General features: G+C 72.9%; 17 protein-coding genes. 8 read left to right on the forward strand and 9 right to left on the reverse strand.

Annotated elements, in window-relative coordinates; genetic code table 11:
- Nucleotides 1–18 precede the first annotated feature (18 nt).
- Nucleotides 19–1,794 carry a serine hydrolase domain-containing protein gene (locus tag AC07FV_RS14130; protein WP_479087209.1) on the reverse strand — a complete coding sequence of 592 codons (1,776 nt, stop codon included), beginning with the start codon at nucleotides 1,792–1,794 and terminating at the stop codon, nucleotides 19–21.
- A gap of 162 nt (nucleotides 1,795–1,956) precedes the next feature.
- Nucleotides 1,957–4,371, reverse strand: coding sequence for a penicillin acylase family protein (locus AC07FV_RS14135; RefSeq protein WP_479087211.1), 2,415 nt, complete (start codon nucleotides 4,369–4,371; stop codon nucleotides 1,957–1,959).
- A gap of 140 nt (nucleotides 4,372–4,511) precedes the next feature.
- On the opposite strand from AC07FV_RS14135, the gene AC07FV_RS14140 reads away from it, so the two are divergent.
- The 4 genes from AC07FV_RS14140 to AC07FV_RS14155 all read left to right on the forward strand — a co-directional run bounded on the left by AC07FV_RS14140 (nucleotide 4,512) and on the right by AC07FV_RS14155 (nucleotide 7,987).
- Complete coding sequence (locus AC07FV_RS14140) at nucleotides 4,512–6,017, forward strand: acyl-CoA synthetase (RefSeq protein ID WP_479087213.1); 1,506 nt, start codon at nucleotides 4,512–4,514, stop codon at nucleotides 6,015–6,017.
- A gap of 73 nt (nucleotides 6,018–6,090) precedes the next feature.
- Entirely contained in the window at nucleotides 6,091–6,333 is a 243-nt protein-coding gene (locus tag AC07FV_RS14145; RefSeq protein ID WP_030403841.1) for a DUF397 domain-containing protein, read from the forward strand.
- A 157-nt stretch (nucleotides 6,334–6,490) separates the two neighbouring features.
- Nucleotides 6,491–7,396 carry a universal stress protein gene (locus AC07FV_RS14150; protein WP_479087215.1) on the forward strand — a complete coding sequence of 302 codons (906 nt, stop codon included), beginning with the start codon at nucleotides 6,491–6,493 and terminating at the stop codon, nucleotides 7,394–7,396.
- Nucleotides 7,397–7,489: 93 nt separating this feature from the next.
- Nucleotides 7,490–7,987, forward strand: a complete 498-nt coding sequence (locus AC07FV_RS14155; RefSeq protein ID WP_356610708.1) for a hypothetical protein — start codon at nucleotides 7,490–7,492, stop codon at nucleotides 7,985–7,987.
- An 8-nt stretch (nucleotides 7,988–7,995) separates the two neighbouring features.
- On the opposite strand, the gene AC07FV_RS14160 is transcribed toward AC07FV_RS14155, so the two are convergent.
- From AC07FV_RS14160 to sigK, 5 genes are all read right to left on the reverse strand, one after another.
- Nucleotides 7,996–9,912: an N-acetylmuramoyl-L-alanine amidase gene (locus AC07FV_RS14160; protein ID WP_479087373.1), complete on the reverse strand. Its 1,917-nt coding sequence runs from the start codon at nucleotides 9,910–9,912 to the stop codon at nucleotides 7,996–7,998.
- Between the two features lie 450 nt (nucleotides 9,913–10,362).
- Nucleotides 10,363–11,019, reverse strand: a complete 657-nt coding sequence (locus AC07FV_RS14165; protein ID WP_479087217.1) for a fasciclin domain-containing protein — start codon at nucleotides 11,017–11,019, stop codon at nucleotides 10,363–10,365.
- Nucleotides 11,020–11,084: 65 nt separating this feature from the next.
- Nucleotides 11,085–12,695, reverse strand: a complete 1,611-nt coding sequence (locus AC07FV_RS14170) for a molybdopterin-dependent oxidoreductase (RefSeq protein ID WP_479087219.1) — start codon at nucleotides 12,693–12,695, stop codon at nucleotides 11,085–11,087.
- 203 nt (nucleotides 12,696–12,898) lie between these two features.
- A complete protein-coding gene (locus AC07FV_RS14175) occupies nucleotides 12,899–13,645 on the reverse strand; it encodes an anti-sigma factor (protein ID WP_479087221.1) in 747 nt (248 codons plus the stop codon).
- Nucleotides 13,642–14,232: an ECF RNA polymerase sigma factor SigK gene (sigK, locus tag AC07FV_RS14180; protein ID WP_479087223.1), complete on the reverse strand. Its 591-nt coding sequence runs from the start codon at nucleotides 14,230–14,232 to the stop codon at nucleotides 13,642–13,644. Before sigK ends, AC07FV_RS14175 begins: the two co-directional genes overlap by 4 nt.
- Nucleotides 14,233–14,891: 659 nt before the next feature.
- Between sigK and AC07FV_RS14185 the strand changes: the two genes are divergently transcribed.
- The 3 genes from AC07FV_RS14185 to AC07FV_RS14195 all read left to right on the forward strand — a co-directional run bounded on the left by AC07FV_RS14185 (nucleotide 14,892) and on the right by AC07FV_RS14195 (nucleotide 17,652).
- Nucleotides 14,892–15,719 carry an alpha/beta fold hydrolase gene (locus AC07FV_RS14185; RefSeq protein ID WP_479087225.1) on the forward strand — a complete coding sequence of 276 codons (828 nt, stop codon included), beginning with the start codon at nucleotides 14,892–14,894 and terminating at the stop codon, nucleotides 15,717–15,719.
- Between the two features lie 720 nt (nucleotides 15,720–16,439).
- Nucleotides 16,440–16,562: a hypothetical protein gene (locus AC07FV_RS14190; RefSeq protein WP_479087227.1), complete on the forward strand. Its 123-nt coding sequence runs from the start codon at nucleotides 16,440–16,442 to the stop codon at nucleotides 16,560–16,562.
- A 97-nt stretch (nucleotides 16,563–16,659) separates the two neighbouring features.
- Entirely contained in the window at nucleotides 16,660–17,652 is a 993-nt protein-coding gene (locus AC07FV_RS14195; RefSeq protein ID WP_479087229.1) for a sporulation protein, read from the forward strand.
- Between the two features lie 438 nt (nucleotides 17,653–18,090).
- On the opposite strand, the gene AC07FV_RS14200 is transcribed toward AC07FV_RS14195, so the two are convergent.
- Entirely contained in the window at nucleotides 18,091–18,978 is an 888-nt protein-coding gene (locus AC07FV_RS14200; RefSeq protein ID WP_479087231.1) for a septum formation family protein, read from the reverse strand.
- A gap of 542 nt (nucleotides 18,979–19,520) precedes the next feature.
- Here AC07FV_RS14200 and AC07FV_RS14205 point away from each other — a divergent pair.
- Nucleotides 19,521–20,765, forward strand: a complete 1,245-nt coding sequence (locus AC07FV_RS14205) for a tetratricopeptide repeat protein (RefSeq protein WP_479087232.1) — start codon at nucleotides 19,521–19,523, stop codon at nucleotides 20,763–20,765.
- Between the two features lie 27 nt (nucleotides 20,766–20,792).
- Here AC07FV_RS14205 and AC07FV_RS14210 read toward each other — a convergent pair whose 3' ends face one another.
- Nucleotides 20,793–24,299 (reverse strand): CHAT domain-containing protein, encoded by a 3,507-nt coding sequence (locus tag AC07FV_RS14210; protein ID WP_479087234.1) that lies wholly within the window; start codon nucleotides 24,297–24,299, stop codon nucleotides 20,793–20,795.
- Nucleotides 24,300–24,340 lie beyond the last annotated feature (41 nt).

The raw sequence follows: 24,340 nt of genomic DNA on the forward strand, positions 1-24,340 counted from the left end.
ACCGCCGCGCACGACCCTCTAGTCGGCCGACGCCGTCCATCCCACCGCCGCGATCCGCGCCGCGTCCGCGGGGCGCGCGTCGTGGAAGAGGACGCCGTCGGCCGCCTCGGCGCGCAGCCCGTCGACGTACGCCCCACGGCCCACGTACAGCCGGTCGGTCGTGTACCGCCAGCGCAACGTCACTGCCCGCGCTGCCGGGAGGGTGGCCGTCAGCCGGTGCCAGACGCGGCCCGACCAGCCGGTGACCGAGCCCGCCGGGTGCTCCCGCGGTGCCTCGCCGCGGCGCGTCGTGGTGAAGGGGACGCTCGTCCAGGTGGTGCCACCGTCGGTCGTGGCCTCCAGGACGAGGGTGTCCGACCCGGGTTCGAGGTCCCACCACAGCGCGCAGTCCAGCCGCGCCCCACCGCCGGACGTGTCCAGCGCGGGCAGCGTGAGCGTCGCCGTCGCGGAGTTCGCCGTACCGGAGAACCAGGCCGTGCGGCCGTGCGCGGGACGCACCGGCACCGCCCGCGCCAGGTTCGTGCCGGCCGCGACCCGGGGGGCCGAACCGGAACGCCAGCTGCGCACCGGGTGGACCGAGTTGCCCAGCACCACGAGGAACGAGTCGGTGGTCGGGTCGAGCACCAGCGAGGTCCCGGTGAAGCCGGTGTGCCCGGCGGTGCGCGGGGTGGCCATCGCCCCCATGTACCAGTGCTGGTACAGCTCGAAGCCGAGGCCGTGCTCGTCGCCGGGGAAGTCCGTGTTGAAGTCGGTGAACATCAGCTCCACCGACTCCGGCCGCAGAATGCGCTCCCGGCCGTAGGAGCCGCCGTTGAGCAGGGCGCGGCCGAGCACCGCCAGGTCCCAGGCGCAGGAGAAGACCCCCGCGTGACCGGCGACGCCCCCGAGGCTGAAGGCGTTCTCGTCGTGCACCTCGCCCCACACCAGCCCCCGGTCGAGGCCGGACCAGGGCAGGCGCGCGTCCTCCGTGGCGGCGATGTGCGGCTTCCAGGACGCGGGCGGGTTGTAGCGGGTGCGACGGAGGCCGAGCGGGGCGGTGATCTCCTCGCGCAGCAGGCCGTCGAGGGTGCGGCCGGTGATCTCCTCCAGGACCAGCTGGAGGGAGATCAGGTTCAGGTCCGAGTAGAGGTAGGCGGTGCCGGGCGGAGCGGCCGGCGCCTCGTCGTAGACGAGCTGCACCTTCGCCTCGTAGGTCGGCGCCTTGTACAGCGGGATCCACGCCCGGAACCCCGAGGTGTGCGTGAGCAGCTGCCGGACCGTCACGTCCTGCTTGCCGGCCCGTCCGAAGTCCGGCAGGTAAGAGGCGACCCGCTCCTCCAGCTCCAGCGTGCCCCGCTCCAGTTGCTGCACGGCGAGGATGGAGGTGAACAGCTTGGAGATCGATGCGAGGTCGAACACCGTGTCCTCGGCCATCGGGATCTGCTGCCCCGCGGGGAACTCGACGCCGGTGTCGGTCGCCTCGTCGTAGGCCCGGTAGCGCACCGCCATGCCGATCGGCTCGTGCAGCGCCACCGTGCCGCCCCGGCCGGCGAGCAGCACGGCGCCCGCGTACCACGGGTGCTCGGGGGAGGGGCCGAGGTAGGCCTCGGCGTCGGTGACGAGGCGGCGCAGATGACCGGGGAGCAGACCGGCGCGCTCGGCGGAGCCGCGCCGCAGGGTGGGGCGGCGGCCCTGGTCCGCGGCGGCCTCGGCCGGTCCGGCCGCGAACGGGGCGATGGCCAGTGCGCCGCCCAGTGCCATGGCACCGGCGCCCAGTTGACGCCGCGTGAATCCGTTGGTCGCCTGTCCGGCCATCGAAGAGCCTCCCGCCGCCGAAGCTGAAAGTATCTTTCCTGGATCGCCGTGCGGAGTGAAACTTTCCTGTCAGTGCCGGGTCGTGTCAATGGGGCGGACGGAGCCGACGGGACGCCGGACCCGCCCGGCGCGCGGCCGGACGGGTCACGGAACTGCGCGGTCTCAGCGTTCGCGCACCCGGACGACGCGCAGTGCGGGGGACGCCCGGATGTCGCGCTCGCAGAAGCGGGACGTCACCCACCGCTCACCGGAGAACAGCCGCGTCTGGTCGGCGTGATGGGGCGAGGTGGGGTCGGCGGACTGGGAGTAGGTCAGGAGCGTCCGCGCCACCGGGCACCGGCTCCCGTCCCAGCCGACCGCCTGGATGTAGCTGGAACCGGTGGTCACCTCGGTGTAGCCGCCGCCGGCCGGGTCCCAGACGGGCTCGATCTTGTTCCAGACGCCCAGCGACTCCGTGCCCCCGCCCAGGGGGATGCGCTTGCCGCCCCGCACCACGAACTGGTGCTCACCCAGCCGGGCGCCGAGCGGGATGCCCCCCGCCCGCAGTTCGCCGACCGCGTCCGCGAGGGCGGTGGCGAAGCCGGGCGCGGAGGTGTCGAGGGTGTTCGGGGTGCGGACCGGGTCGTCGGGCGAGAACGGCACCTTCCACAACCGCCCGGCCGGCACCGTCCTCGTGAGGGCCCGCCAGAACCGGTCGAAGAGCAGCGCGCCCCGGCTCCCGGTGTCGACCGTGCGGTCCCAGCGGGCGAGGACACCGCAGGCCTCCCGCACGTCCACCGTCGTTCCCGCGCTGTCGGTCGCCGTGCCGCCGGGCAGCGCCGCGCAGGCCCGCGCCGCGTCGGCGGCGGCCAGGTCGCCGGCGGGTGCGCGGTCGGCGAACTGCTGCCGCTGGAGGTCCCGTACGGTCAGCCCGCCCCGCCCGGCCATCGCCGCCACGTCCTCGACCGCACCCCGGGTGCGCATCGAGCGCTGGGTGCCGACGGTGCCGAAGACGCGCTCGTAGCCGGTGAGCGGGCGGTCCGCGTTGGCGAGCCAGGCGCTGTCGTTGGAGTTCTCCGCGTACGGCGCGTCCTCGAGCGTCGGCATCCGGCCCGGACCGAAGATCCCCGGCTGCACGGCGTCCCGGTCCCGGCCCAGGGCGCAGTCGCCGCGCGACCCGTCGAGGACCGCCACCCCCGAGGAAGGGTAGGTGGCCTTGCCGAGCGGTGTGGAACAGCGCCCGGCCAGCTCGTCGGTGATGCGGGGGAGTACCTGCGACTGGGTGAACAGGGTGTGCCCGCGCGAGTCGGCGGCGATCGTGTTCACCCACGGCAGCCCCTGCGTGCGGCGCAGCGAGTCCAGTACGTCGCCCGTGCCGCGAGCCCGGCTGAAGCCGAGCGCGGTGTCGGAGGCGCGCAGGTTGGCGGCGTTCGGGTCGTTGAGCGCGTAGGCGGTCGTCCCGGTCCACGGCAGGGGCAGCGAGGCGCCGAGCGAGGTCACCACCGGGCCGTACCGGGTCCACCACTGGGTCCGGGTCACCGGCGCGCCGTCCTTCACCCGGACGGTCACGGACCGCTTCGTCATCCGTTCGCGCCTGCCGTCCACGAGGTAGACCGTCGGGTCGGCCGGGTCCAGCGTCAGCTGGTGGAGGTTGAGCGGCACGCCCGTGGCGACGGTGTGGCTCCAGGCGACGTGCGCGTTGTGGCCTATGGACACCGTCGCGGAGCCGAGCAGGGAGCCGCCCGCCACGTCGAGCCGGCCCGGGATCGTCTGCTGCGACTGCCAGAAGCGGCGCCCGCCGTGCCACGGGTAGTGCGGGTTGCCGAGCAGCAGCCCGCGCCCGTTCGCCGTGGTGCGCCCGCTGAACGCGACGGCGTTGGAGCCCATGTCGGCGTCGCCGGCGGCGAACAGCTCCCGGGCGGCGCGCGCGAGGGCCTCGGCGTCGGGCGCGGGGGCCGCCGCGGTGCCGGACGGCGGCCGGGCGGCCGTGATGCCGTCCACGGCCCGTCCCTGGCCGCCGAGCACGGAGAGGGCGAAGCCGCGCACGGCCACGTCCAGCGAGGTCACCGGGCGCACCCAGGAGGCGCCCCGGCACGCCGGGTCGGTGATCCGGTTCTGCTCCAACCAGGCGTTGTAGCCCGCCGCGAAGCCCCGCATCAGCTCCTCGGAGTCGCGGCTGGGACCGCGCGGCGCCGGCTCGGCGAGCAACCGCTCCACCGTGCCCGACCGGCGTACCCCCTGGAAGTACAGGTCGCTGGCGAGGTTCGTGCCGGCCGACGAGAGCGAGAGGTCGGTCGCCGCGTCGGCGCCGAAGTGCCGTGAGCGTTCCCCGCGCACGGTCAGGAAACCGTCGGCCAGCGCGCACACCTGGTCCTCGGCCTGGGCCCAGCCCGTGCCGAAGCCGAGGTTCGCGTAGTCCTCGGCGACGATGTGCGGAATGCCGTACTCGGTGTAGCGGATGACGGCGGACAACCCGCCGTGGGACGGGCGCTCGGGCCGGCCGGCGGACTGTTCGTCCGCGGCGGCCCCGGGCAGCGTGGTCGCCGCGGTGAGCAGGGCGACGGCCGTGACGACGAGCCGTCTCAGGCGGGTGCGCATCGTGCCTCCCGACGTCTTTGGGGAAGGGGCGGCTGAGCGTACCAGTCGGTATGTGCACGTGTCAGTGGCATGACATAGGCCGTTCACGGAGCCGCCGCACGTGTCTTGACCCGCCCCGCCCACCGGTCGAGGATCATGTCATGACGCTGACGCCCGGACACGCCAGCACGGTCGACGGGGTGCTGCGCCGCAGCGCCCGCCGCACCCCGGCCCGCGTCGCGGTCGAGTACCGCGACCGCTCCTGGACGTACGACGAACTCGACACCGCCGTCTCCCGCGCGGCGAGCGTCCTCGTGGCCCAAGGGGCGTCCCCCGGCGACCGGATCGGCGCCTACGGCCACAACTCCGACGCCTACCTGATCGCCTTCCTCGCCTGCGCCCGCGCGGGCCTGGTGCACGTCCCGGTCAACCAGAACCTGACCGGCGACGACCTCGCCTACCTCGTGACCCAGTCCGGCAGCACGCTGGTCCTCGCCGACCCGGACCTCGCCGGCCGGCTCCCCGACGGCGTCCGCACGCTCCCGCTGTGCGACACGGACGGCTCGCTGCTCGCCCGGCTGGCCACGGCACCCGCGTACGACGGACCCGGGCCGGGCGCCGAGGACCTGGTGCAGCTGCTCTACACCTCGGGCACCACCGCACTGCCCAAGGGCGCGATGATGACCCACCGGGCGCTCGTGCACGAGTACCTCAGCGCCATCACCGCCCTCGACCTCGGCGCGGGCGACCGCCCGGTGCACGCGCTGCCCCTCTACCACTCGGCGCAGATGCACGTCTTCCTGCTGCCCTACCTCGCGATCGGCGCGACGAACATCGTCCTCGACGCGCCCGACGGCGACCGGATCCTCGACCTGGTCGAGAGCGGCCGCGTGGACAGCCTGTTCGCCCCGCCCACCGTGTGGATCGGTCTCGCGGGCCGCGCCGACTTCGCCACCCGCGACCTCGGCGGCCTGCGCAAGGCCTACTACGGGGCGTCGATCATGCCCGTGCCCGTCCTGGAACGCCTGCGCGAGCGCCTTCCCGGCCTCGCCTTCTACAACTGCTTCGGGCAGAGCGAGATCGGTCCCCTCGCCACCGTCCTCGGCCCGGACGAGCACGAGGGCCGCATGGACTCCTGCGGGCGCCCCGTCCTGTTCGTCGACGCGCGGGTGGTCGACAAGGACGGCAAGGACGTTGCCGACGGCACACCCGGCGAAGTCGTCTACCGCTCACCGCAGTTGTGCCAGGGTTACTGGGACAAGCCCGAGGAGACCGCAGCCGCCTTCCGCGACGGCTGGTTCCACTCCGGCGACCTCGCGGTCCGGGACGCGGACGGCTACTTCACGATCGTCGACCGCGTGAAGGACGTCATCAACTCCGGGGGCGTGCTGGTCGCCTCCCGTCAGGTCGAGGACGCGCTCTACACCCATGAGGCGGTCGCCGAGGCCGCCGTGATCGGACTCCCCGACGAGCGGTGGATCGAGGCCGTCACGGCGGTCGTCGTCCCGCGCGGCGAGGTCACCGAGGACGAACTGATCGCCCACGCCCGCGAGAGGCTCACCGCCTTCAAGGCACCCAAACGGGTGAGGTTCGTGGACGCGCTGCCGCGCAACGCCAGCGGGAAGATCCTCAAGCGGGAGCTGCGGGACCGGTTCACCGGTCCGTGACCACACGGCCTGTCGGCGGTCGGACCCGATCGCTAGGCTGACCGCGGACGACGAGACAGGGAGGAGCACGGACGTGGCCGAGAGCACCACCCAACAGCGCCCGCTCAGGGGCTGGGACAAGCCGGAGCTGGACCTCAGCAACGCGCAGTGGCAGTCCAGCAGCCGAGGCCTGGGGGATGTCCAGATCGCCTTCGTCGAGGGGTTCATCGCCATGCGCAACAGCGGCAGCCCGGAGAGCCCCTCCCTGATCTTCACCCCCGCGGAATGGGGCGCGTTCGTGTCGGGAGCGCGGGAGGGCGAGTTCGACCTCACGTGAGACGCCTCCCCGGAGGCCGGGCCGGTGCCCGTCCGCCCGATCCGGGGGTGTTCCCCGCCTTTTTCCGGACACGCGAGCGCGAGCGCTCCCGCGAGGCCGAGGCCTGAGCGAGGCTGACGCCACGAGGGGGACGGTCGTACCCGGAGGTGAGGAACCCATGAGCACCACCCTGCCGGTCATCGCGGCGGTCGACGGCTCGGACGACAGCCTGCGCGCCCTGGACTGGGCCTTCGACGCCGCCCACCGGCGCGAGGCACCCCTGCGGGTGGTGCACGTGCGCCAGTACGCCGCCTGGGCCCAGGCCGAGGTCCTGGTCGCGGGCCCACCGGACACCGGCGACGACCCGCTGCTCGACCAGGCCCGCGAGCACCTGCGGGGGCGGGCCTACGCGGTGGAGACGGAGTACGTCGGCATGGAGGGCGTGCCGGGTGCCGTGCTGCCGGAACTGGGCGCGGACGCCCAACTCCTGGTGCTCGGCTCCCGGGGCCGCGGCGGCTTCGCCAGTCTGCTGCTCGGCTCCAACGGCATGGCCGCCGCCCGCGACGCCGAGTGCCCCGCCGTGATCGTGCCCCGCCCCGGACGCGAGGTGCACGGGGAGCCGCCCGCCGAACCCGGACCCCGGGTGGTCGTCGGACTGCACGTGGACAGTCCCGACGACGCCACGCTCGCCTTCGCCTTCGCCGAGGCGGCGCTGCGCGGGGCCCGCCTCCAGGTGGTCGCCGCCTACCCGTGGCCGGTGCAGACCTGGGCCGCGGCCGGCCAGATGATGCCGCTGGTGATCGACGAGGTCTCCATCGAGAGCGAGACCCGGGTCCTGGCCGACGGCTTCCTCGCCCCCTGGCGGGGACGCCACCCCGACGTCCGGGCCGAGACGCACGTCGTTCCCGGCGACGCCGCCGGGCACCTCGTCGCCGTCTCCCGCGACGCCGACCTGGTCGTCGTCGGCCGGCACCGCCGGCGCCTGCTGGCCCCCGCCCGCATGATGGGCTCGGTCACCCACGCCGTCCTGCTGCACGCGGCCGCCCCGGTCGCGGTGGTGCCGCCGGCTCCCCCGGAGGAGTGAGGCGAGGCGGGCGCGCACGACGCCGGGTCCGCACGGCCGGGTCGGGCGGCGCCCGCACTCCGTGCGGAGGGCGCGGCCACGTACCATGGCGGCATGTCGTTCCTCCGCCGCCGCAGCGCCACGCCCGCCGGGCCCGACTTCGACGTACTGGCCATGGACCCGGGCGACTGGCCCGGGAACCTGGGCGCCGGCCTGCTGCCCGCACCGGACGGCAGCTGCCAGGGCGTCTTCCTGCGCTACGACCTGTTCGGCGGACGCGGCCCCGCGATGATCATCGGCAACCTGCCGGCCGGCTCCCCGGCCCGCGAGGTCCCCGAGGGCGAGATCCCGTTCGAGGTGGCCCAGCTGCTGCTGGCCCTGGAGAACGAGGAGGAGGTGACGGTCGTCGGTGCCGAGGACGTCCCCGTGATGCAGGGCGACAACCTGCTCATCGTGCGCCGCCTCAAGCTCTCCGAGGGCCGGATCTCCTGCGTGCAGTTCGACCGCAGCGACGGCGTCCTGGTGACCATCGCCGCCTGGGACCGCCCCATCACCGACGACCTGTACGCCCTGCTGAAGCCGCTTCCGGCGGAGCTCTTCCAGCAAGGCTGACCCGGCGGCTACCGCACGGTCGCGAGCGTGACGTCGGCGGCGCGCACGTACGCGACCCGGTGGCCGTACTGGATCTCGTAGTACAGGTCCTCACCCACGACCACCCGGTGCGAGGCCTCGTCGAAGGTCACCGCGTAGTAGTACTCGCCGGGTACCTTCCCGCCGGTCACGTACCGCTGCCCCGCGAGCAGCCGGTACGGCAGCGGCGACACGGCCTGGGCGGGCACGTCCGCCGGGTAGGCGGCCTTCTCCGGGTACGCGCGCCCGTACACCGGCACGCTCTCCAGGCCCTCCCTCGGGGTGACCACCCGGCCCGAGGCGGGCACCGCCGCCGGGTTCTTCCGCGGGTCGTGGAACCAGGCCTTCTGGCCCAGGTACCAGATGGCGGTCCAGTCGCCCCACCGGTCGGCGACCGCGTACTGCTGCCCCGTCGAGACCCGCGAGGACAGGTCGTTCACCCCGGTCGTGGGGGTCGTGCCGAGGCCGACGTCCTTGATCAGGGGCGCGTTCACGTCGTGGTCGGAGTAGAGCCGCACCGCGCTGGAGCCGTGGGCCGCGCAGGGCTCGCCCCTCGTCTCGCAGCCGGTGTACGCGGGCCGGTTGGCGGCGTAGTCGGGGCGGATCGTCACCATGCCGGACTTCTTTCCGGCCGTCGGCTCGAAGGGGCGGCCCAGCAGCTCGAAGTAGTGCCGCCAGTCCCAGTACGGTCCGGGGTCGGTGTGCATGCCCGGGATGGTCGCCGTGGTGGTGCCCGGGACGTTGTCGTGGCCGAGGATGTGCTGCCGGTCCAGCGGGATGTCGTACTTCTCGGACAGGTACTTCACCAGCCGTGCCGACGAGCGGTACATCGCCTCCGTGTACCAGGCGTCCGGCTCCGCCAGGAAGCCCTCGTGCTCCAGGCCGATCGACTTCGCGTTGACGTACCAGTTGCCCGCGTGCCAGGCCACGTCCTTCGCCTTCACGTGCTGGGCGATGTGGCCGTCGGTGGAGCGCAGGCTGTAGTTCCACGACACGTAGGTCGGGTCCTGGACCATGTCGAGGACACCGTCCCAGGCGCCCTCCGTGTCGTGCACGACGATGTACCGGATGCGCTGGGCGGCGGGCCGGTTCCCCAGGTCGTGGTTGCCGTAGTCGCCGTCGCCGAACTCCTCGTACGGGGCCGGGAGCCATTCGCAGGACACCCTCTTGGGGCACTCGGTGCCGGCGGCCGAGGCGGTGCGCAGTCCCACGCGTCCCAGCTGCGAGACATCGGGCGCCACGTCGGGCCGGGCTGCCAGGGCGACCCGCTGCCCGGCGTCCGTGGTCCGGTGCCCGCCCTCGCGGATCACCTCGAACACGTCGTCGGCGTACGCGGCCGCCGTCGCGGAGTCCTCGGCCCCCGAGAAGCGGGCCACCGCCCCGTACCAGTCCGCCGGGTCCGTGCTGAGCGGCTCGCCCAGGTCCCGCTGGGCGGCGGCCAGCAGTGCGGCACCGCCGGACACGTTCGCGGCCGCGTCGGTGCGCAGCGCCTCGGGACTCAGACCGGTCAGCTCGGCCGCCCGCGGCAGCGTGGACAGCCGGGCCGGCAGGTCGGCGGGTGGCCGCGCCGGCCCCGGGCGCAGTGGCGTCCGGGCGTCGTCGCCGCGGGGATCCTCGGTGCCCTCGCTGTGGTGCGAGGCCCCGGCCAGGGCCGTACGGGCGTCGGTGAGGTGCAGCGGGCCGTAGCCGCCGGTCACACTCGGCGCGCCCGCGTGCGCGTCCCAGCGGGACTGGAGGTAGGAGACGCCGAGCAGGACGCTCTGCGGTACGCGGTACTCCGCGGCCGCTACGGCGAAGGCCCGCTGAAGGCGGTCCTCCTGGGCGGGCGGCGCCACGGCGGGCCGGGCGGTGGACGGTGCCGCTCCGAGCAACGGCAGCAGCACTGCCGCCGCGGCCAGGACGGGCACGACGGGGGATCTGCGCAAAGCGGCCTCCTGTGACGGGCGTGACGGGCGTGATGGGCGTGACGGGCGGACGGTGCGGGGCCGGGCGTGGGTCAGTGGTACCCGGCGGCCCGACGATCCGTCAATCATGCATTCATCGCGGCGATTGCCCACGTCAGCAGGGGGTCGGGCGAGTTTCGCGGCTGCGGGCCACGGGCCTGGGCGGCGTCAGTGGCTTACACCAATGGCCGACGCGCGCACCCGCGGCACACAGAATTCCGCGGCCCGCGCAGAACACCGGGCCGAGACCCTCCACCATGATCACGCAGCGGAGCGGGGTCCGTGTGGTGGGCCGGCCGGTCGACCGGACGTGCCGAGACCCTGCCCTGGGTCGTCACCGGCGCCGTCGCCGTGTTCCACCGTCCGTCGGCCGGGCGCGCCCGCACGGCACCCGGCCGACCGGCCGCTCGGTGGTCAGCCCTGCGGCATCAGCACCGTGTCGATGATGTAGACGTCGGCGTTGGCGGTCTTCACGTTGCCGCAGACCACCTTGGCCGATTCGTTGACGGTGTAGGACCGGGCGGATCCGGACGTCGTCACCCTGGACTTCTCCAGGGTGTCGAAGGAGCCGTTCTCCAGGTCCTTCGGGGCGAGCTTCTGGCCCACGACGTGGTAGGTGAGGATCTTGGTCAGCTGTTCCTTGTCGTTGAGCACCTTGTCCAGGTCCGCCTGGGGGATCTTGGCGAAAGCGTCGTTGGTGGGCGCGAAGACGGTGACGTTCTGGGCGTTGTTGAGGGTGTCGACCAGGCCGGCCTTCTTGACGGCGGTGACCAGGGTGGACAGAGCCGGGTTGTTGGAAGCGGCGGTGGCCACGGGGTCCTCGGCCATGCCGTCGAAGGAGCCGGCACCGTCCTTGGGCACGGAGGCGCAGGCGGGGCCGAAGGGCTCGTCCGCCGGGGAGGCGCCGGAGTCGGTCATGGCGTCGTCGGAGGCGGGGGCGGACGCCGAGGCCTTGGTGTCGGCGTCGGTCTTCGACGGGTTGTCGCCGTCGTCGGAGCAGGCGCTCAGCGCGAGGGGGAGAACGGCCGCGGCTGCGACGGTGGCGGCGATGCGGCGGATTCGAGAGTTCACAGTGTTTCTCCGGTAGTTGTCGGCGTGTGCCACTTCTGACATGGATGGAGACAGGTGGTTCGTGGTTATTCGACGGTGACCACGACGGAGTGCCGGCCGCTGGCGCCGTCGGGGACCGTGCGGGTGCGCTTGCCGGTCTGCACCTGGCCGGTGCGGTCGGTGGCGCGGACGGTGAGCGTGTGTCCACCGTGGGTGGCCCGCCAGGGGAAGGACCACTGGCGCCAGGTGTCCTGCGTGTCCTCGGCGGCCAGCGCGGCCTCCTGCCAGGGACCGTCGTCCACGCGGACCTCGACCCGGTCGATGCCGCGGGACTGTGCCCAGGCGACACCGGCCACCATGACGGTCCCGGCCTTCGGGCGGGCGAAGGGCTTGGGCGTGTCGATGCGGGACTGGGTCTTGACGGGAGCCTCGCGGGACCAGTCGCGTTTCACCCAGTAGGCGTCGTAGGCGTCGAACGTGGTCAGTTCGATGTCCTCGATCCATTTGCAGGCCGACACGTATCCGTACAGACCCGGCACCAGCATCCGCACCGGGAAGCCGTGCTCGAAGGGCAGGGGTGCACCGTTCATACCGAGGGCGAGCATCGCGTCACGTCCGTCCATGACGTCCTCGACCGGACTGCCGATGGTCATGCCGTCCACCGAGCGGGCCACGAGTTGGTCGGCTCTGCCTCCCCTGGACGGCGGCACGACACCGCACTCCTCCAGGAGGTCCGCCAGTCGGACGCCGATCCAGCGGGCGTTGCCGACGTAGGGGCCGCCGACCTCGTTGGACACACAGGTGAGCGTGATGCGACGTTCGATCGACTCGCGTGCCAGCAGGTCGTCGAAGGACAGGGTGAGCGGGCGGCGCACGCCGGTGCCGTGGATACGCAACCGCCACTTTCCGGCGTCGACCTTGGGCACGACCAGGGCGGTGTCCACCCGGTAGAAGTCCTCGGTCGGGGTGACGAACGGGCTGACCCCGGCCACCCGTACCTGCGCTGCGCGTGGTGCCGGCGGGGCCGGTGAACCCGGCGCCGGCATGGCGATGCCGTCGCGGGAGGCAGCTGCTGCTCTGCCGGTCGACTTGTCCAGGCTCCGGCCGAGAGCACCTGCTCCCGTGGACGCTGCGACAGCGGTCGTGGCCGTGATGACGAAGCCGCGCCGGTCCCAGCCCGCGCCGACGGGGCCGTGCCGCTCTTCACCGTCGTGCGGCGCCTGCCGCGATGCAAGGAGCCGGCCGGCCAGGAGATACAGGAGGGCCGCGCCGGCCACAGCTCCCACCACCGAAGGCAGGGCATCGGTAGAACGGGTGGAGTCGGGCCGGCTCATGGCCGCAACCGCTCCCAGTGCACCGAGAGCGAGGACAATTCCAGCACCGATACGCCGATGCCGCAGAGCCGCAATACCGAGTGCCAGTGCGATTGCTGCCAGCGCGACCAACATGCCGATCTGCAATACCAGTTTGTCGTTGGTGCCGAAGCTGCGGATCGCCCAGTCCTTCACCACCGCCGGTGTGCGGTCGATGGCGGCGCCCCCCACCGCGACGAGGGGACTGGCCTGCGGGCGTACGAATCCGGCGACCAGTTCGGCTACGGCGAGTGCTGTGAAACCGGCGAGAAAGCCGCTCAACGCACTCAGTGCGACAAGCGGCCAACTCACCGGATCTCGCGACCTCTTCTTTTCCTCGCTCACGGTTGTAATCCGCTGCCGGCCGGCAGCCGGATTGGTCCGGAACCAATGAATTTGATTTCTGTTCCGGACCAATCCGCCATGCTTTCGGCTACGGATATTTCTTCATGAGGGTCGATGACGCTGCTGCCCGAGGCGACGCCCCGGCCCGCGCCGGGGGTCCCGACGGCGACCGCACCCTGCACTCCGCGTTTCGGTGTGTGCGGTCATGCCGGCAGGTCCACCACGGCCAGGGGTGCCGAGGTGGGGCGGGCCGACCCTCCGGCGGGCTCTACGGTGATGCCCACGGCCGACGCCGAGTTGGCCGATCCGGACAGGGGCACGGTCTGACGGGTGCGGTCGCTGTCCATCAGCCCGGCCGGACGCATCCTGCCGTCCTGGTCGTACCAGAGCTGGTAGACCTTCCCCTCGGGCGGGGCGGCCATGTCGACGGCCGCCAGGACGGCCTTGTCGTGCGAGCGGGAGACGACCAGCGTCGCGCTCGCACCGCCCCGGAGCGGAATCCGGCGCGAGACCGCGTCGGAGGCCGCCAGCACGGTGGCCAGCTCGTCCGCCTGCCGACGGGCCTGCTGTTCCTGCGCGACGGCGTCCTCCGCCCGGTCGTGCTCCCACGCGGCGACGCCACCCAGGCCGGCTGCCACGGCCAGGCAGGCGGCGAGCAGGAGCGGGGGAAGGCGCCGGCGCGGCCGCGCGGCCGAGGCAGTCCCCGGGACGTACGGAGCCACCTGACGCACCGTGGTCACCCGCTGCCGGACCCGCTGCTTCATGGCGGGACTGGGTGTGACGGCGACGGCGGACGCCAGTCTTGCCGCGGTGGCCGTGAACTCGGTGATCTCGTCCGCGCAGGACGGGCATGCGCGCAAGTGCCCCTCGAACAGGGCCCGTTCTTCATCCGACAGGGCGTGCAGGGCGTACGCCCCGGTCAGGGTGTGCAGATCGGTGTCGGTCGTCATGCGCTCACTCCGAGGCAGTCGCGCAAGCGGATCAGTCCGTCGCGCAGGCGGGTCTTGACCGTCCCCAGGGGCAGGGACAACTGGGCGGCCACCTCGCGGTAGGTCAGCCCGCGGTAGTAGGCGAGGGTGACGGACTGGCGCTGCAACTCCGTGAGCGTGCGCAGGCACCGGCGGACCTGCTCGCGCTCCAGGCGGTTCTCGACCTGCTCGCTCACCTCGTCGTACTCGGGCAGCTGGTCCAGCAGGGCCGCCCTGTGGTCCCTGGCCGCGGCAGCCTCCACCGAGCGCACCCGGTCGATGGCACGCCGATGGGCGAGGGTGAGGACCCAGTTCAGGGCGGTGCCGCGGTCAGGCCGGTAGCGCGGCGCGGTGCGCCACACCTCCACCAGCACCTCCTGGGCGACCTCCTCGGACTGCGCCACGTCACGCAGCACCGCTCGCGCCACCCCCAGCACGGAGGCCGCGACGGCGTCGTACAGCAGGCCGAACGCATCGGTGTCACCGCGCGCGACGGACTGCACCAGCGCTTCCAGATCTGGCTGCTGCACCGGACGAGGACCGATAGAGAGGGGTTCTTTCACCGACATCCATCCCTGCGCCGGTCTGCACCGGCACCGTTGTTGTTCATGGGGGTGAGCACGGGTGCCGTGCTCGACCGCGGTGGTGCGGAAGTCGAAATGCTCGCGTAGGCGCCGTGCGGGGGACGGCGTGCGGGACCTTGCGGAGTACCCGGGCCGTCGCGATCCGGTCGTTGCCGTCCATCATCTGCCACAGGTGGAATCCGGCACTGACGGGCCAGCGGATTGGTCGCCTCACCAGCGAGGTGTGCTGTTCAGTTGCGCGAGGGGCGGCCCCGCCCGGAGGTGCGGGGCCGGGCCCGGCGGTCACCGTCGGCCCTCTGACCCGCTACCCCAAGAGGGATCGCTTCCGTCGTGCGGGTCCCGTAGCGTCACCGGCCCGCAGGGGAACCCGGTCGGGCGAGGTCCTTCGAGCAGCGCGGCGAACATCGGCTCATTCGTCGCCAGTGCTGTGCCGTCCTCTGGTTCAGCGCGGCCGTTTCGACGACAGGAACGCAGTAGCAGGGACGGCAGAAGGACATCACGAGACCCCATTCGGCCGAGCGGGGAAGCCAGGAAGCCGCAGGTTGGTCACCATGGTGAGGGAGCGAGCACATCTCTCGTCGAGCCGCTCCCCGTCCCGCAATGGCGGGGCGTTCCGACGAGAGGCCCCACGGAAAGGCGCGACCATGCCCACCTGCACCCTGCGCGACGGGAACGAGCTGTTCTACAAGGACTGGGGTTCCGGCCGCCCGGTCGTCTTCATCCACGGCTGGCCGCTCAACGGCGATGCCTGGCAGGACCAGCTCAAGGCCGTCGCGGACGCGGGCTACCGGGGTATCGCCCACGACCGGCGCGGCCATGGCCGCTCCACACCGGTGTACGAGGGGTACGACTTCGACACCTTCGCCGACGACCTGAACGACCTGATCACCCAGCTCGACCTGAACGACGTCACGCTGGTCGCGCACTCGATGGGCGGCGGCGAGCTGGCCCGCTACATCGGCCGGCACGGCACCGCCCGGATCCGCTCCGCGGTACTGCTCTCGGCGATCCCGCCGCTGATGCTGCAGGGCCCGGACAACCCCGAAGGCGTCCCGCAGTCCGTCTTCGACGACATCAAGGCCGGCATCCTCAAGGAGCGCTCGCAGTTCTGGAAGGACACCGCGGTCGGCTTCCACTCGGCCAACCGGAAGGGCAGCAAGGCCACCCAGGGAAACCTGGACGCCTTCTGGTACATGGCGATGGCCGAGACCATCGAGGGCGGCGTGACCTGCGTGGACGCCTTCGCCGCCACCGACTTCCACGAGGATCTGAAGAAGTTCGACGTGCCGACGCTGGTCGTGCACGGCGACGACGACCAGGTCGTCCCGATCGACGCGACCGGTCGCAAGTCCGCGGAACTGATCCGGGACGCCACCCTCAAGGTCTACGAGGGCGGCTCCCACGGCATCGCGCTGGTGCCGGGCGACAAGGAGAAGTTCAACGCCGACCTGCTGGAGTTCCTCCGGCGGTAACGGCCGTCCCGGTCGGTGCCTGCCGGCCGGGCGTGCGCGGCTCCTCCGTTGTGGACCGTCCGGCCGCGCCCACACCGCCCGAGCCTGTTGCCCCGCTGGGGCGTTCCGCCCCCGTGCGGACCGAGCCCGACCGGTCCCGGCGCGCACCCCAGCATGACCGGGCACCCGAGCGTCGCACCCCACTCCTGAGGGGCGGCGGCGCGCGCCCCGCAGATACCGACCCGGCCCCAGTCGCGTGAGCGGACACGGGAGTTGCCCACCCGCGCGGACGGGATCACCTCCGCGGACGTGGCGGGCCTCCGCGACCGGACCCGGGGACAGCAGTCACCGGCCGCCGGTAGGTGACCGGACACGGCGCGAAGGCCTCGTACCTCCCGGGCCTCCCGGGCGCGCGCGGGCACAGAGCGGGAGGTGCGAGCGCTCACCCGCGCGAGCGCCTTTCGTTCGAACGGAGCATGGGCGCATCCCGCACGGACATGGCGTGCTCGGCCCCTCCTCCGCGCGCCGACCCTGCCTCGGTCCGTGATCCCCTTCGCCAGGGCGAAGGGACGAACACGACAGCAGGCCATGCGTGGTCTCTGCCAGCTCAGAAGCGTCTTTCGGCCTTTCCCGGCGAGACTGGCCGGAGCGCGCCCTCCGGCCGCAGGTCCGGCCCTATGCTTCTACGTGTTTGTAGAAACAGGTTGGCGGTGATCCCGGCCGCGCACCACGGAGATGAACATGACCCCGGTCGATCTGGACAGGGCGCTGAGCAGGACGCGGACGGGCAAGAGCTTGCCGGGGACGGTCGCCGCCCCGGCCGAGATCATCGCGGGCCCGGCCGACGTGCAGTACGTCCGCTGAGCGCAGGCACTCGCTGTCCTCGTGGCGTTCACCCGGAACCACCGCCGGACGGCATCACCTCATGGAACACAAGCACGTATAAGGAGTGGACGCCACGATGGTGTTCAAGCGACTTCTCGGCTCGCTCGGCGTGGGCGCCCCCACGGTCGACACGGTTCTCGAACCGGGTCCCGTCCTTCCCGGCGGGATGCTCGCCGGCCAGGTACACCTCAAGGGCGGACAGGCCGGCTTCGACATCGACTGCATCACGCTCGAACTCGTCGCCCGGGTCGAGGCCGAGCACGAGGAGGGCGAGAGCGAGGGCGTGATCGTCTTCGACCGGTTCACCGTCGGCGGAGGCTTCCGGCTCGGCGCGGAGGAACAGCGCAGCGTGCCCTTCCGCGTCGCGCTGCCCTGGGAGACCCCGATCACCGAGTTGTACGGTCAGCAGCTCGGCATCGTGCTGGGCGTACGCACCGAACTGGCGGTCACCGGAGCCAAGGACAGCGGTGACCTCGACCAACTGACCGTTACGGCTCTGCCCGTTCAGGAGGCGGTCCTGGAAGCCTTCGGACAGCTGGGATTCGGTTTCAAGTCGGCCGACCTCGAGTACGGACACATCGGCGGTACGGGCCAGCAACTGCCCTTCTACCAGGAGATCGAGCTCATCCCGGCACCCCAGTACGGGCAGCAGGTCAACGAGATCGAGCTGACCTTCCTGGCGGGCTCCGACGGGATCGAAGTGGTCCTGGAGGCGGACAAGCGCGGCGGACTCCTCTCCTCAGGCCATGACGCCGTCACCCGCTTCACCGTCGGCCACCATGACGTCCGCGACTGGGCGGCCGAGGTGGACGGCTGGGTCCGGCAGCTCGTCGAGCACCGTCCGCCCCACGGCGCCCACACCGAGTACGGGCACACAGCCGCCTACGCCGGCCTCGGTGGTCACCACCACGACGATCACCACCGCTCGGGTCCCGGCGCAGGCACGGTCGTCGCAGCCGGAGCGGCCGGACTCGCGGTGGGCGCTGTCGGCGGCATGGTCGCCGCGGAGGTCATCGACGAGGTCGGCGACTTCTTCGAAGGCGACGACGAGGACGCCGGCGAGGACTGAGGGCTTGCGCGCGCCGAGGGGCAGAGGGCCGTGAGCCGCCTGCCCCTCCTCGCTTGTGTCGACGAGCCCGTCGAGAAGGTCGGCTGCCCCTGCCGCTTCGAGGGGACTCGCCCTCGCCCCGTCCGCCGCGGCGACGAGGATCGTGCCCGAGCCGGTCGCCACGACGACCCGGCGCGCCGGCCCGGTCGGGAAGGACCGGCACATCGACTTCCCGAGCCGCTGCACCTGGCCAACCTCTAACCAGCGACCCCGGCCAGAGCCTGCACACTCGGCACCGCCGTCGACCACGAGCCCTCGACCGCGTACCCCGTCTGCGTACAAGGGCGGCGAACCGCCACCTCTGGAGGAGGCTCTCCACGAGAACCGGCCCCGGCGCCGGCCCGTCTCCGTCAGGCGGGGCCGGGCACCGGGCGACCGGTGCCCGAACCCTCAGAGGTGTCAGCCCGCCCAGACCTCGGCCTCGTCGGCCGGGACGGTGGTGGCCAGGCCCAGCTCCTTGCGGGCGGCGACCGACTTGTTCGGGTCGATGCCGGTGAACGCCGGGTCGTAGGCGGCGTAGAAGGTGTCGGCGTCGGCGGCGTCCGCGGCCTTCTTCCAGTCGTCGGCCGCCTTCGCCAGCGTCGAACGGAGCGTGCCGACCTCGGCGCCGTCGATGCCGTTCAGGCCCTCGACGTGGGTCTGGAGTGCGGCCGCGACGGCCTTGGCCTGCGCCTTGTAACCGGGCAGGTCGGCCTCGACGGTGTCCTTCTCGGACTGGTTCGCCCACAGGGCCTCGTAGACCGCGTTCGACCCGTTGAGGTACGTGAGCTGCTCGGGCTTCAGGGACTTCGCGGTGTCCAGCGTGCCGGTCAGCGCGCCCTTCTCGGCGGTGTAGGTGCAGCTCACCGAGCGGTCGCCGGTCGCCCAGCTCTCCGCGGTCGGGGTGTAGTAGAAGAGCTCGGCACCCTTGGGGAGCGCCCAGGTGTCCGGGGCGTACTTCTGCGCCTCGACCGGGCAGCGGGTGTCCGCGATCGCCGTGACCCCGTCGTCGCCGGGGTACTTCTTGCCCTCGTCGATCGAGAACTCGCCCACGACCTGGCCTTCGTGCGCCTCGTCGCAGGGCACGATCTCGACGGTGTACGCCGTCCCCTCGGCCTTGCCGGACGGGTTGTAGCAGTCACCGGTGTCCAGCGAGAACACCGAGCGCTGGCGGGCCACCTTCTTCGCGCCGTCCTTGGCGCTGTCGACGGCTTCGGTGACGTCCGAGCATCCCACCGCGCCGATCGCGAGCAGGGCGGCAACGGCGGATATACCGCGCAGGGAACGGTAGGGGGCACGGGAAGTCATGACGTGTACATCCTCTTACTGGATCTTTAGGTGGGGCATGCGGATCGTATGCCATCCCGGTGCCGGTCGTGGCCCGGCGGCTCGGGGGCAGACACTCACCTCATCGCGGCATCTCAGACGCGGGACGGGCAACGAAGGTTGTACCGGCAGACTGCACCCGTACGGAGTCGGCGGTACCGGCACTCCGGCCGTACACCGGTGGGGCCCTGAACTCGCGCCGACGCCGTTCCTCCACGGGCGGGAGCAGGCGCGGTACGTCCAAGCGATTGCCTGCTCAGAATGCGGGCCGAATCGGATGGGATGGCGCCGGACAGCGTGGCCGATCAGACGGGCAGCCATCCTGACCCGGGCGTACGCCGGGCGCGGTGGGCGATGGCCGGCTCTTGCCGGCGACTACCGAACGACGCCCGGGGGACGCCCGGAGGACGGCCGGTCCCGGTGAGGACAGGACTTCGGCCGGACATGCGGGCAGCGGGCGGACCCGCGGGGGGTGGACCGCTGCTGGACGGGGAACGACTCCCTCGGTCGACGAAGGAGTGGGGATGACCGATTCGGACAGGGCGGGCCGCGGAAGGTGGCCGTTCCGTCGGCGCGGGCGGGGCGCGCACTCCGGGACGCAGGACCCGGCCGCACGGACTCAGCCCCCGTCGACCTCCGTGCCCGCGCCGTCACCGGCACCGGACGGGGCGGCCGACGAGGGCGAGCTGGAGGGCCTGGGCTCGTACCGGATCACCCATCGAGAGGGCGAGGACGGCATCCCCGTGGTGCAGATGAAGCTCTCCCTGACACCGTCCGGGATGACACGCATCAAGCTGGGGCACCTCGCGACCGAGCACGGCCCGCACCATCCGGAGGTCGTACGGCTCTCGTTCGAACTGGCCGGGCAACTGCGCCAGGAAGGCGAGTTCGACGAAGCCGAGGAAGTCTTCCGCTGGGTCGTGGCGGAGCGCAGGGCGGACCTGGGGCCCGCTCACCCGGACACCCTCGCGGCCGAGACCGCTCTCGCCTCCCTCTTACAGGATCGTGGACGGCCGCAGGACGCGGAGCGGCTGCGCCGTTCCGTCCTCGCCCAGCGGGAGGCGACCCTGGGCCCGGACCACCCGGACACGCTCACCGCCCTCGGGAGCCTGGCTCTCGTCGTGCTCGCCCTCGGGCGCCACGAGGAGGCGGAGCGGCTGGCGCGCACCGCGCTCGAACGCCGGACACGGGTCCTGGGGCCCGAGCACGAGGACACGCTCGGCAGCAGGAACACCCTGGCCGGGGCCTTGCGAGCCCGGGATGCCCTGGAGGAAGCCGGGGCACTTTACCTCTCGGTACTGCGCGACGCCGAGCGGCTGCTGGGCCCGACGTCGGAGCTGACCCTGACGGCCCGGATCAACCACGCCGCCGTCCAGTACCACCTGGGAGAAGTCGCCCAGGCCGCGCTGTCCATGCGCGATGCGGTGCGGCAGTCGGCGAAGACCAAGGGCGCCGGCCACCCGAGCACGCTCTCCGCACACGCCACCCTGGGCGCCATGCTCCAGGCGCTCGGACAGGTCGAGGAGGCCGCGGCGGAACTGCGGGCGGCCGTCGTGGGCATGGAACGGCTGCACGGCCCCGACCATCCGGACGTCCTGGAATACCGCACCAGCCTGGCCGCCACCTTCTTCAACGCGGGCCGGCAGGCCCAGGCCGAGGAGGAGTGCCGCCTCGTCGTCGCCGGCTACGAACGGCTCTACGGCACCGCCGACCCCCGAACGGCGCGGGCCCGGGAGAACCTGCGCATGGTCCGCGCCGCCCGCGGATAGCGGACGGGGCCGGCGCGGGCGCGCACTTCACGGACCGATGTGGATGTGCGCCCCCCACAGCGACGGCAACAGCGGATACTCCACGTGCGCCTGCCGGACGGCCGCGTGCAGCGCCTGCGCGGCGCCCTGCGGGAGCCGGCCGTAGAAGGCCTCGGCGATGCGCGGGGCGACCTCGTCCGCCACGGGCCACAGCGTGCCCACGACGTGGCGGAATCCAGCGAGTTGGAAGGCGCTGGTGATGTGGATCGCCTCGTCCGCGAGCTCGGGGCGCGTCCCGGAGGTGGAGCAGCTGGAGAGGTACGCCAGGCCGGCCCCCGACGGCCGCAGGGCGGAGATGTCGGCGACGGTCAGCGCCCTTTCGAGGTGGTCGTGGGTGAGGATGCGCGAGGCGGAGGGGTCGTGCGGGTCGGTGACGGCGTGGCAGACGAGATGGACGTACGGGCTGGAGGCCAGGGCCTCTTCGACCCGGTCACGGGTGGCCTCGGCGCCGGTCAGCACGGGTGCCCGCGTGGTCCCGGGCATCAGCGCCCGCACCGCTTCCGCCTCGTGCGGGGCGTTCGGCAGTGGCGCTGCCCCCGGCGTGTCGCGGATGGCCACGACCAGGGGCGGCCGCTGGCCCGACGGAGCGGGTCCGGGACGCCGGCGCGCGTGGTGCAGAGCGCCGATGGTCGGGGTGTAGGAGGAGACGGCGAGGTCGAGCGCGCAGCGCGGCCGGTCCCCGTCGGCCCGGGCGCCGTGGTAGCCGGCGGCATGCAGCGGCAGGAAGGCCAGCGTGCCCTGCGGGCACCACCAGACCCGCGGGGGCGCCTCCCCGGGGGCGGGCGGCTCGGTGTGGCCAAGACGCCGCAGCACCGGTCCGGTGACGGTGTCCCACAGCCATTCCAGTACGCCGAAGAGCGCCTCCTGCGCGGACCAGATCTCCTCCAGGGAGGCGCCGGGCCGGGAGGCGGCGCGGGTGGCGTCGAGGAAGACGGCCACCTGCTCGGCCACGGTGCCGGAGCGCACCTCCAGCGGCAGGACGTCGATGGTGCCGTCGGCGACGATCACGGCGTCGCAGCGGACGCTGATGTTGAGGAGCACGACCGGACCGTCGCCCGCCTGGCGGAGGACCTCCTCGACCGGGGGCGGGCGCAGGAAACCGTCGAACCCCGACAGACCCCGGATCCGGCCCAGCAGGCGCTGCCACGCGGCGGCGTGGGCGCGACGCCGTTCCGCGGCCTGCTCGGTGGTGGCCGTCGTCGCGGAGGGCCCGGCCGGCCCGCCCGTCTCCTCCTCCCGCAGCCGCAGGAACTCGTCGGCCAGGGCGGGTGCCTGTCGGCGCAACCGGTCGAGGTCGAGGTCGCGGGTGCGCAGCAGCCGGCCGAGGAGCACACCCCTGCCGTGTTCGAGGACTTCCAGGGCTTCCCGTGGCCGCCCGGCCTGGAGGGCGTAGGCGGCGGCCTCCGCCGCGATGCCCGGCAGGCGGGCCAGAGCGTACTGCTGGTCGCTGCGGGTGAGGCTGCGCGTCGCCAGCTCGGGCAGCAGCGACGTGGCCGTGCGCAGGGCCCGCCACGCCGTCTCCCAGTCCTCCAGTACGCCGGCCACCTGGCCCCAGGTGACGTGTGCGGCGAGTCGCTCCCGCACCGGGGCGGAGGTGACCGTGGTGATGTCACGGGCGACGGAGAGGGCCTCGGCGAGCAGATCGCGGTCCCCGGTCCGCAGGTGCAGGCTGTACAGGCCCTCGGCGAGGGCCGTGCCGGGCTTGCTCCGGTCGGGATCGTCGCGGGGGCGGTCCCGTACGACGGTACGCAGGAGGGCGACGGCCTCCAGGAGGTCGGTCAGGTCGTGGCTGATCCCGTAGCGGCTGCGCAGGGACTGGGCGAGGTTGTATCCGGTCACCTCCCGCTGGGTGGGGAGCGTGTTCATGGCGTGGCGTTGCAGGCCGATCGCCTCGTCCAGGTCGGCCGGTGTGCCGCCGGCGTGGTCGAAGCGGGCGAGGAGGGCGCGCGCGAGGTTGCTCATCGCGGCCACCCGCGCCGTGGGGTCGGCGGCGTCGAGGGCCTGCCGGAAGGTGTCCAGCGCCAGACCCAGCGCCTCCTGACGGCCGGTGTGGAAGAACCGGGCGAGGTGGGTGTCACCGAGCAGCACGAGGACGACCGGACGGTTCACGTCCCCTTCGGGCAGTACCAGCAGGGCCTGGCGGCACAGTTCAGCGCACCCGTCGAGATCCGTGAGGTCGCCGTGGACGCCGAAGCGCCGGTGGAGACCCGCGGCGAGGCCCGCCTGCTGGAGGGCCCGGTCGGCCGCGTCCAGGTCGGCGCCGCCGGCCAGTGCGTCGCGGTGCACGGCGATCGCCTCTTCGAGGTCGGCGAGGTCTCCGCGCGCCGAGTGCCGGCTCCGCAGGGCGGTGGAGAGTTTGGTGCGCAGACCGCAGGCGTTGTGGCGCCCGATGCCGGGCGTGTCCAAGGCCGCTCGCAGCAGGGCGACGGCCTGGTCCAGGCAGGCGGCGTCCCCGGTCAGCTCGTGCCGGGTGCCGTACGCCGAGCCGAGCACGCCGGTCAGCACGGCGCGTTCGGCGCTGTCGGCGGGCCGGCCGGCGACGGCATCCCGGAGTACGGCGATCGCCTGGTCGGCGAAGTGGGGCCGGCCGGTCCTGACGGCCCGGTCCAGGAGCGCGTCGGCGGCATGCAGCGCGGCCTCACCGTGGCCGGTGGTGCCGTGATCCGTGCGCGACACGGCGCGCAGGCGCAGGGCGATCACCGTGTCGAGGTCCTCCAGCCGGCCGGTGGTGTCGTAGCGGTCCTGTACCGCCTGTGCGAGGGCGTCGAGAAGAGCCCGCCGCTGCTGCGGGCGGTCGGCGGGCAGCAGGGCCAGGGCCCGGGAGTGGGCGTCGATGGACTCGTCGCGGTGGACGGCGTCCCGGGTCGCCCTGTGAAGCGCGCCGAGCGCGGACCCGAAGTTGACCAGCCGGATCGCGAGGTCCTCCTGGTCGCCGTCGGGCGTGAGCCGTACGGCCTGGCGGTACAGCGCCACGCACTCCTCCAAATCCCCCCGGCCGCCGGTCAGGAGGCTGCGGTCGAAGAGCGTCTCGGCGAGACCGGCCAGCTGCGCGGCGGCCTCCGGCCGGGCCCCCGGCCCGCCGGACAGTGCCCGCCGCTGCCACTCGACGGACTCGTCGAGGTGAGCGGGGTCGCCGGCCGCTTCGTACAGCCGGCGCAGGGCCCGTCCGAGCCCGTAGGCGTAGGCGGGCCGGTAGGGGTGATCGGCAGGAACCTCGGCCAGAGCCCGGCGGTACAAGACGACGGCGTCCTGCAACGGACCCTGGGCGCCGCTCTCCTCGTACGTCAGCGCTTCGGTGTAGGCGAGGTTCCGGAAATGGACGTGCCGGTCGGGGGTGTGCGGGCCGAGGGAGGCCACGGTCGTGTGGAACACGAGCCGGGCCCGTTCGAGGGCGGCGGGCTCGCGGGAGCGAACGTAGTCGTCGAGTTCGCGCAGTCCGCGCTCGTGCAGCGCCCGGACGCGGTCGTTGCGGCGGCGTTCCCCCATCGCTGGCATGGGGCCACGGTAGGGCGCTTCGGCCCGATCCGGGGCCCCGA

Source organism: Streptomyces sp. NPDC045956 (assembly GCF_056430705.1).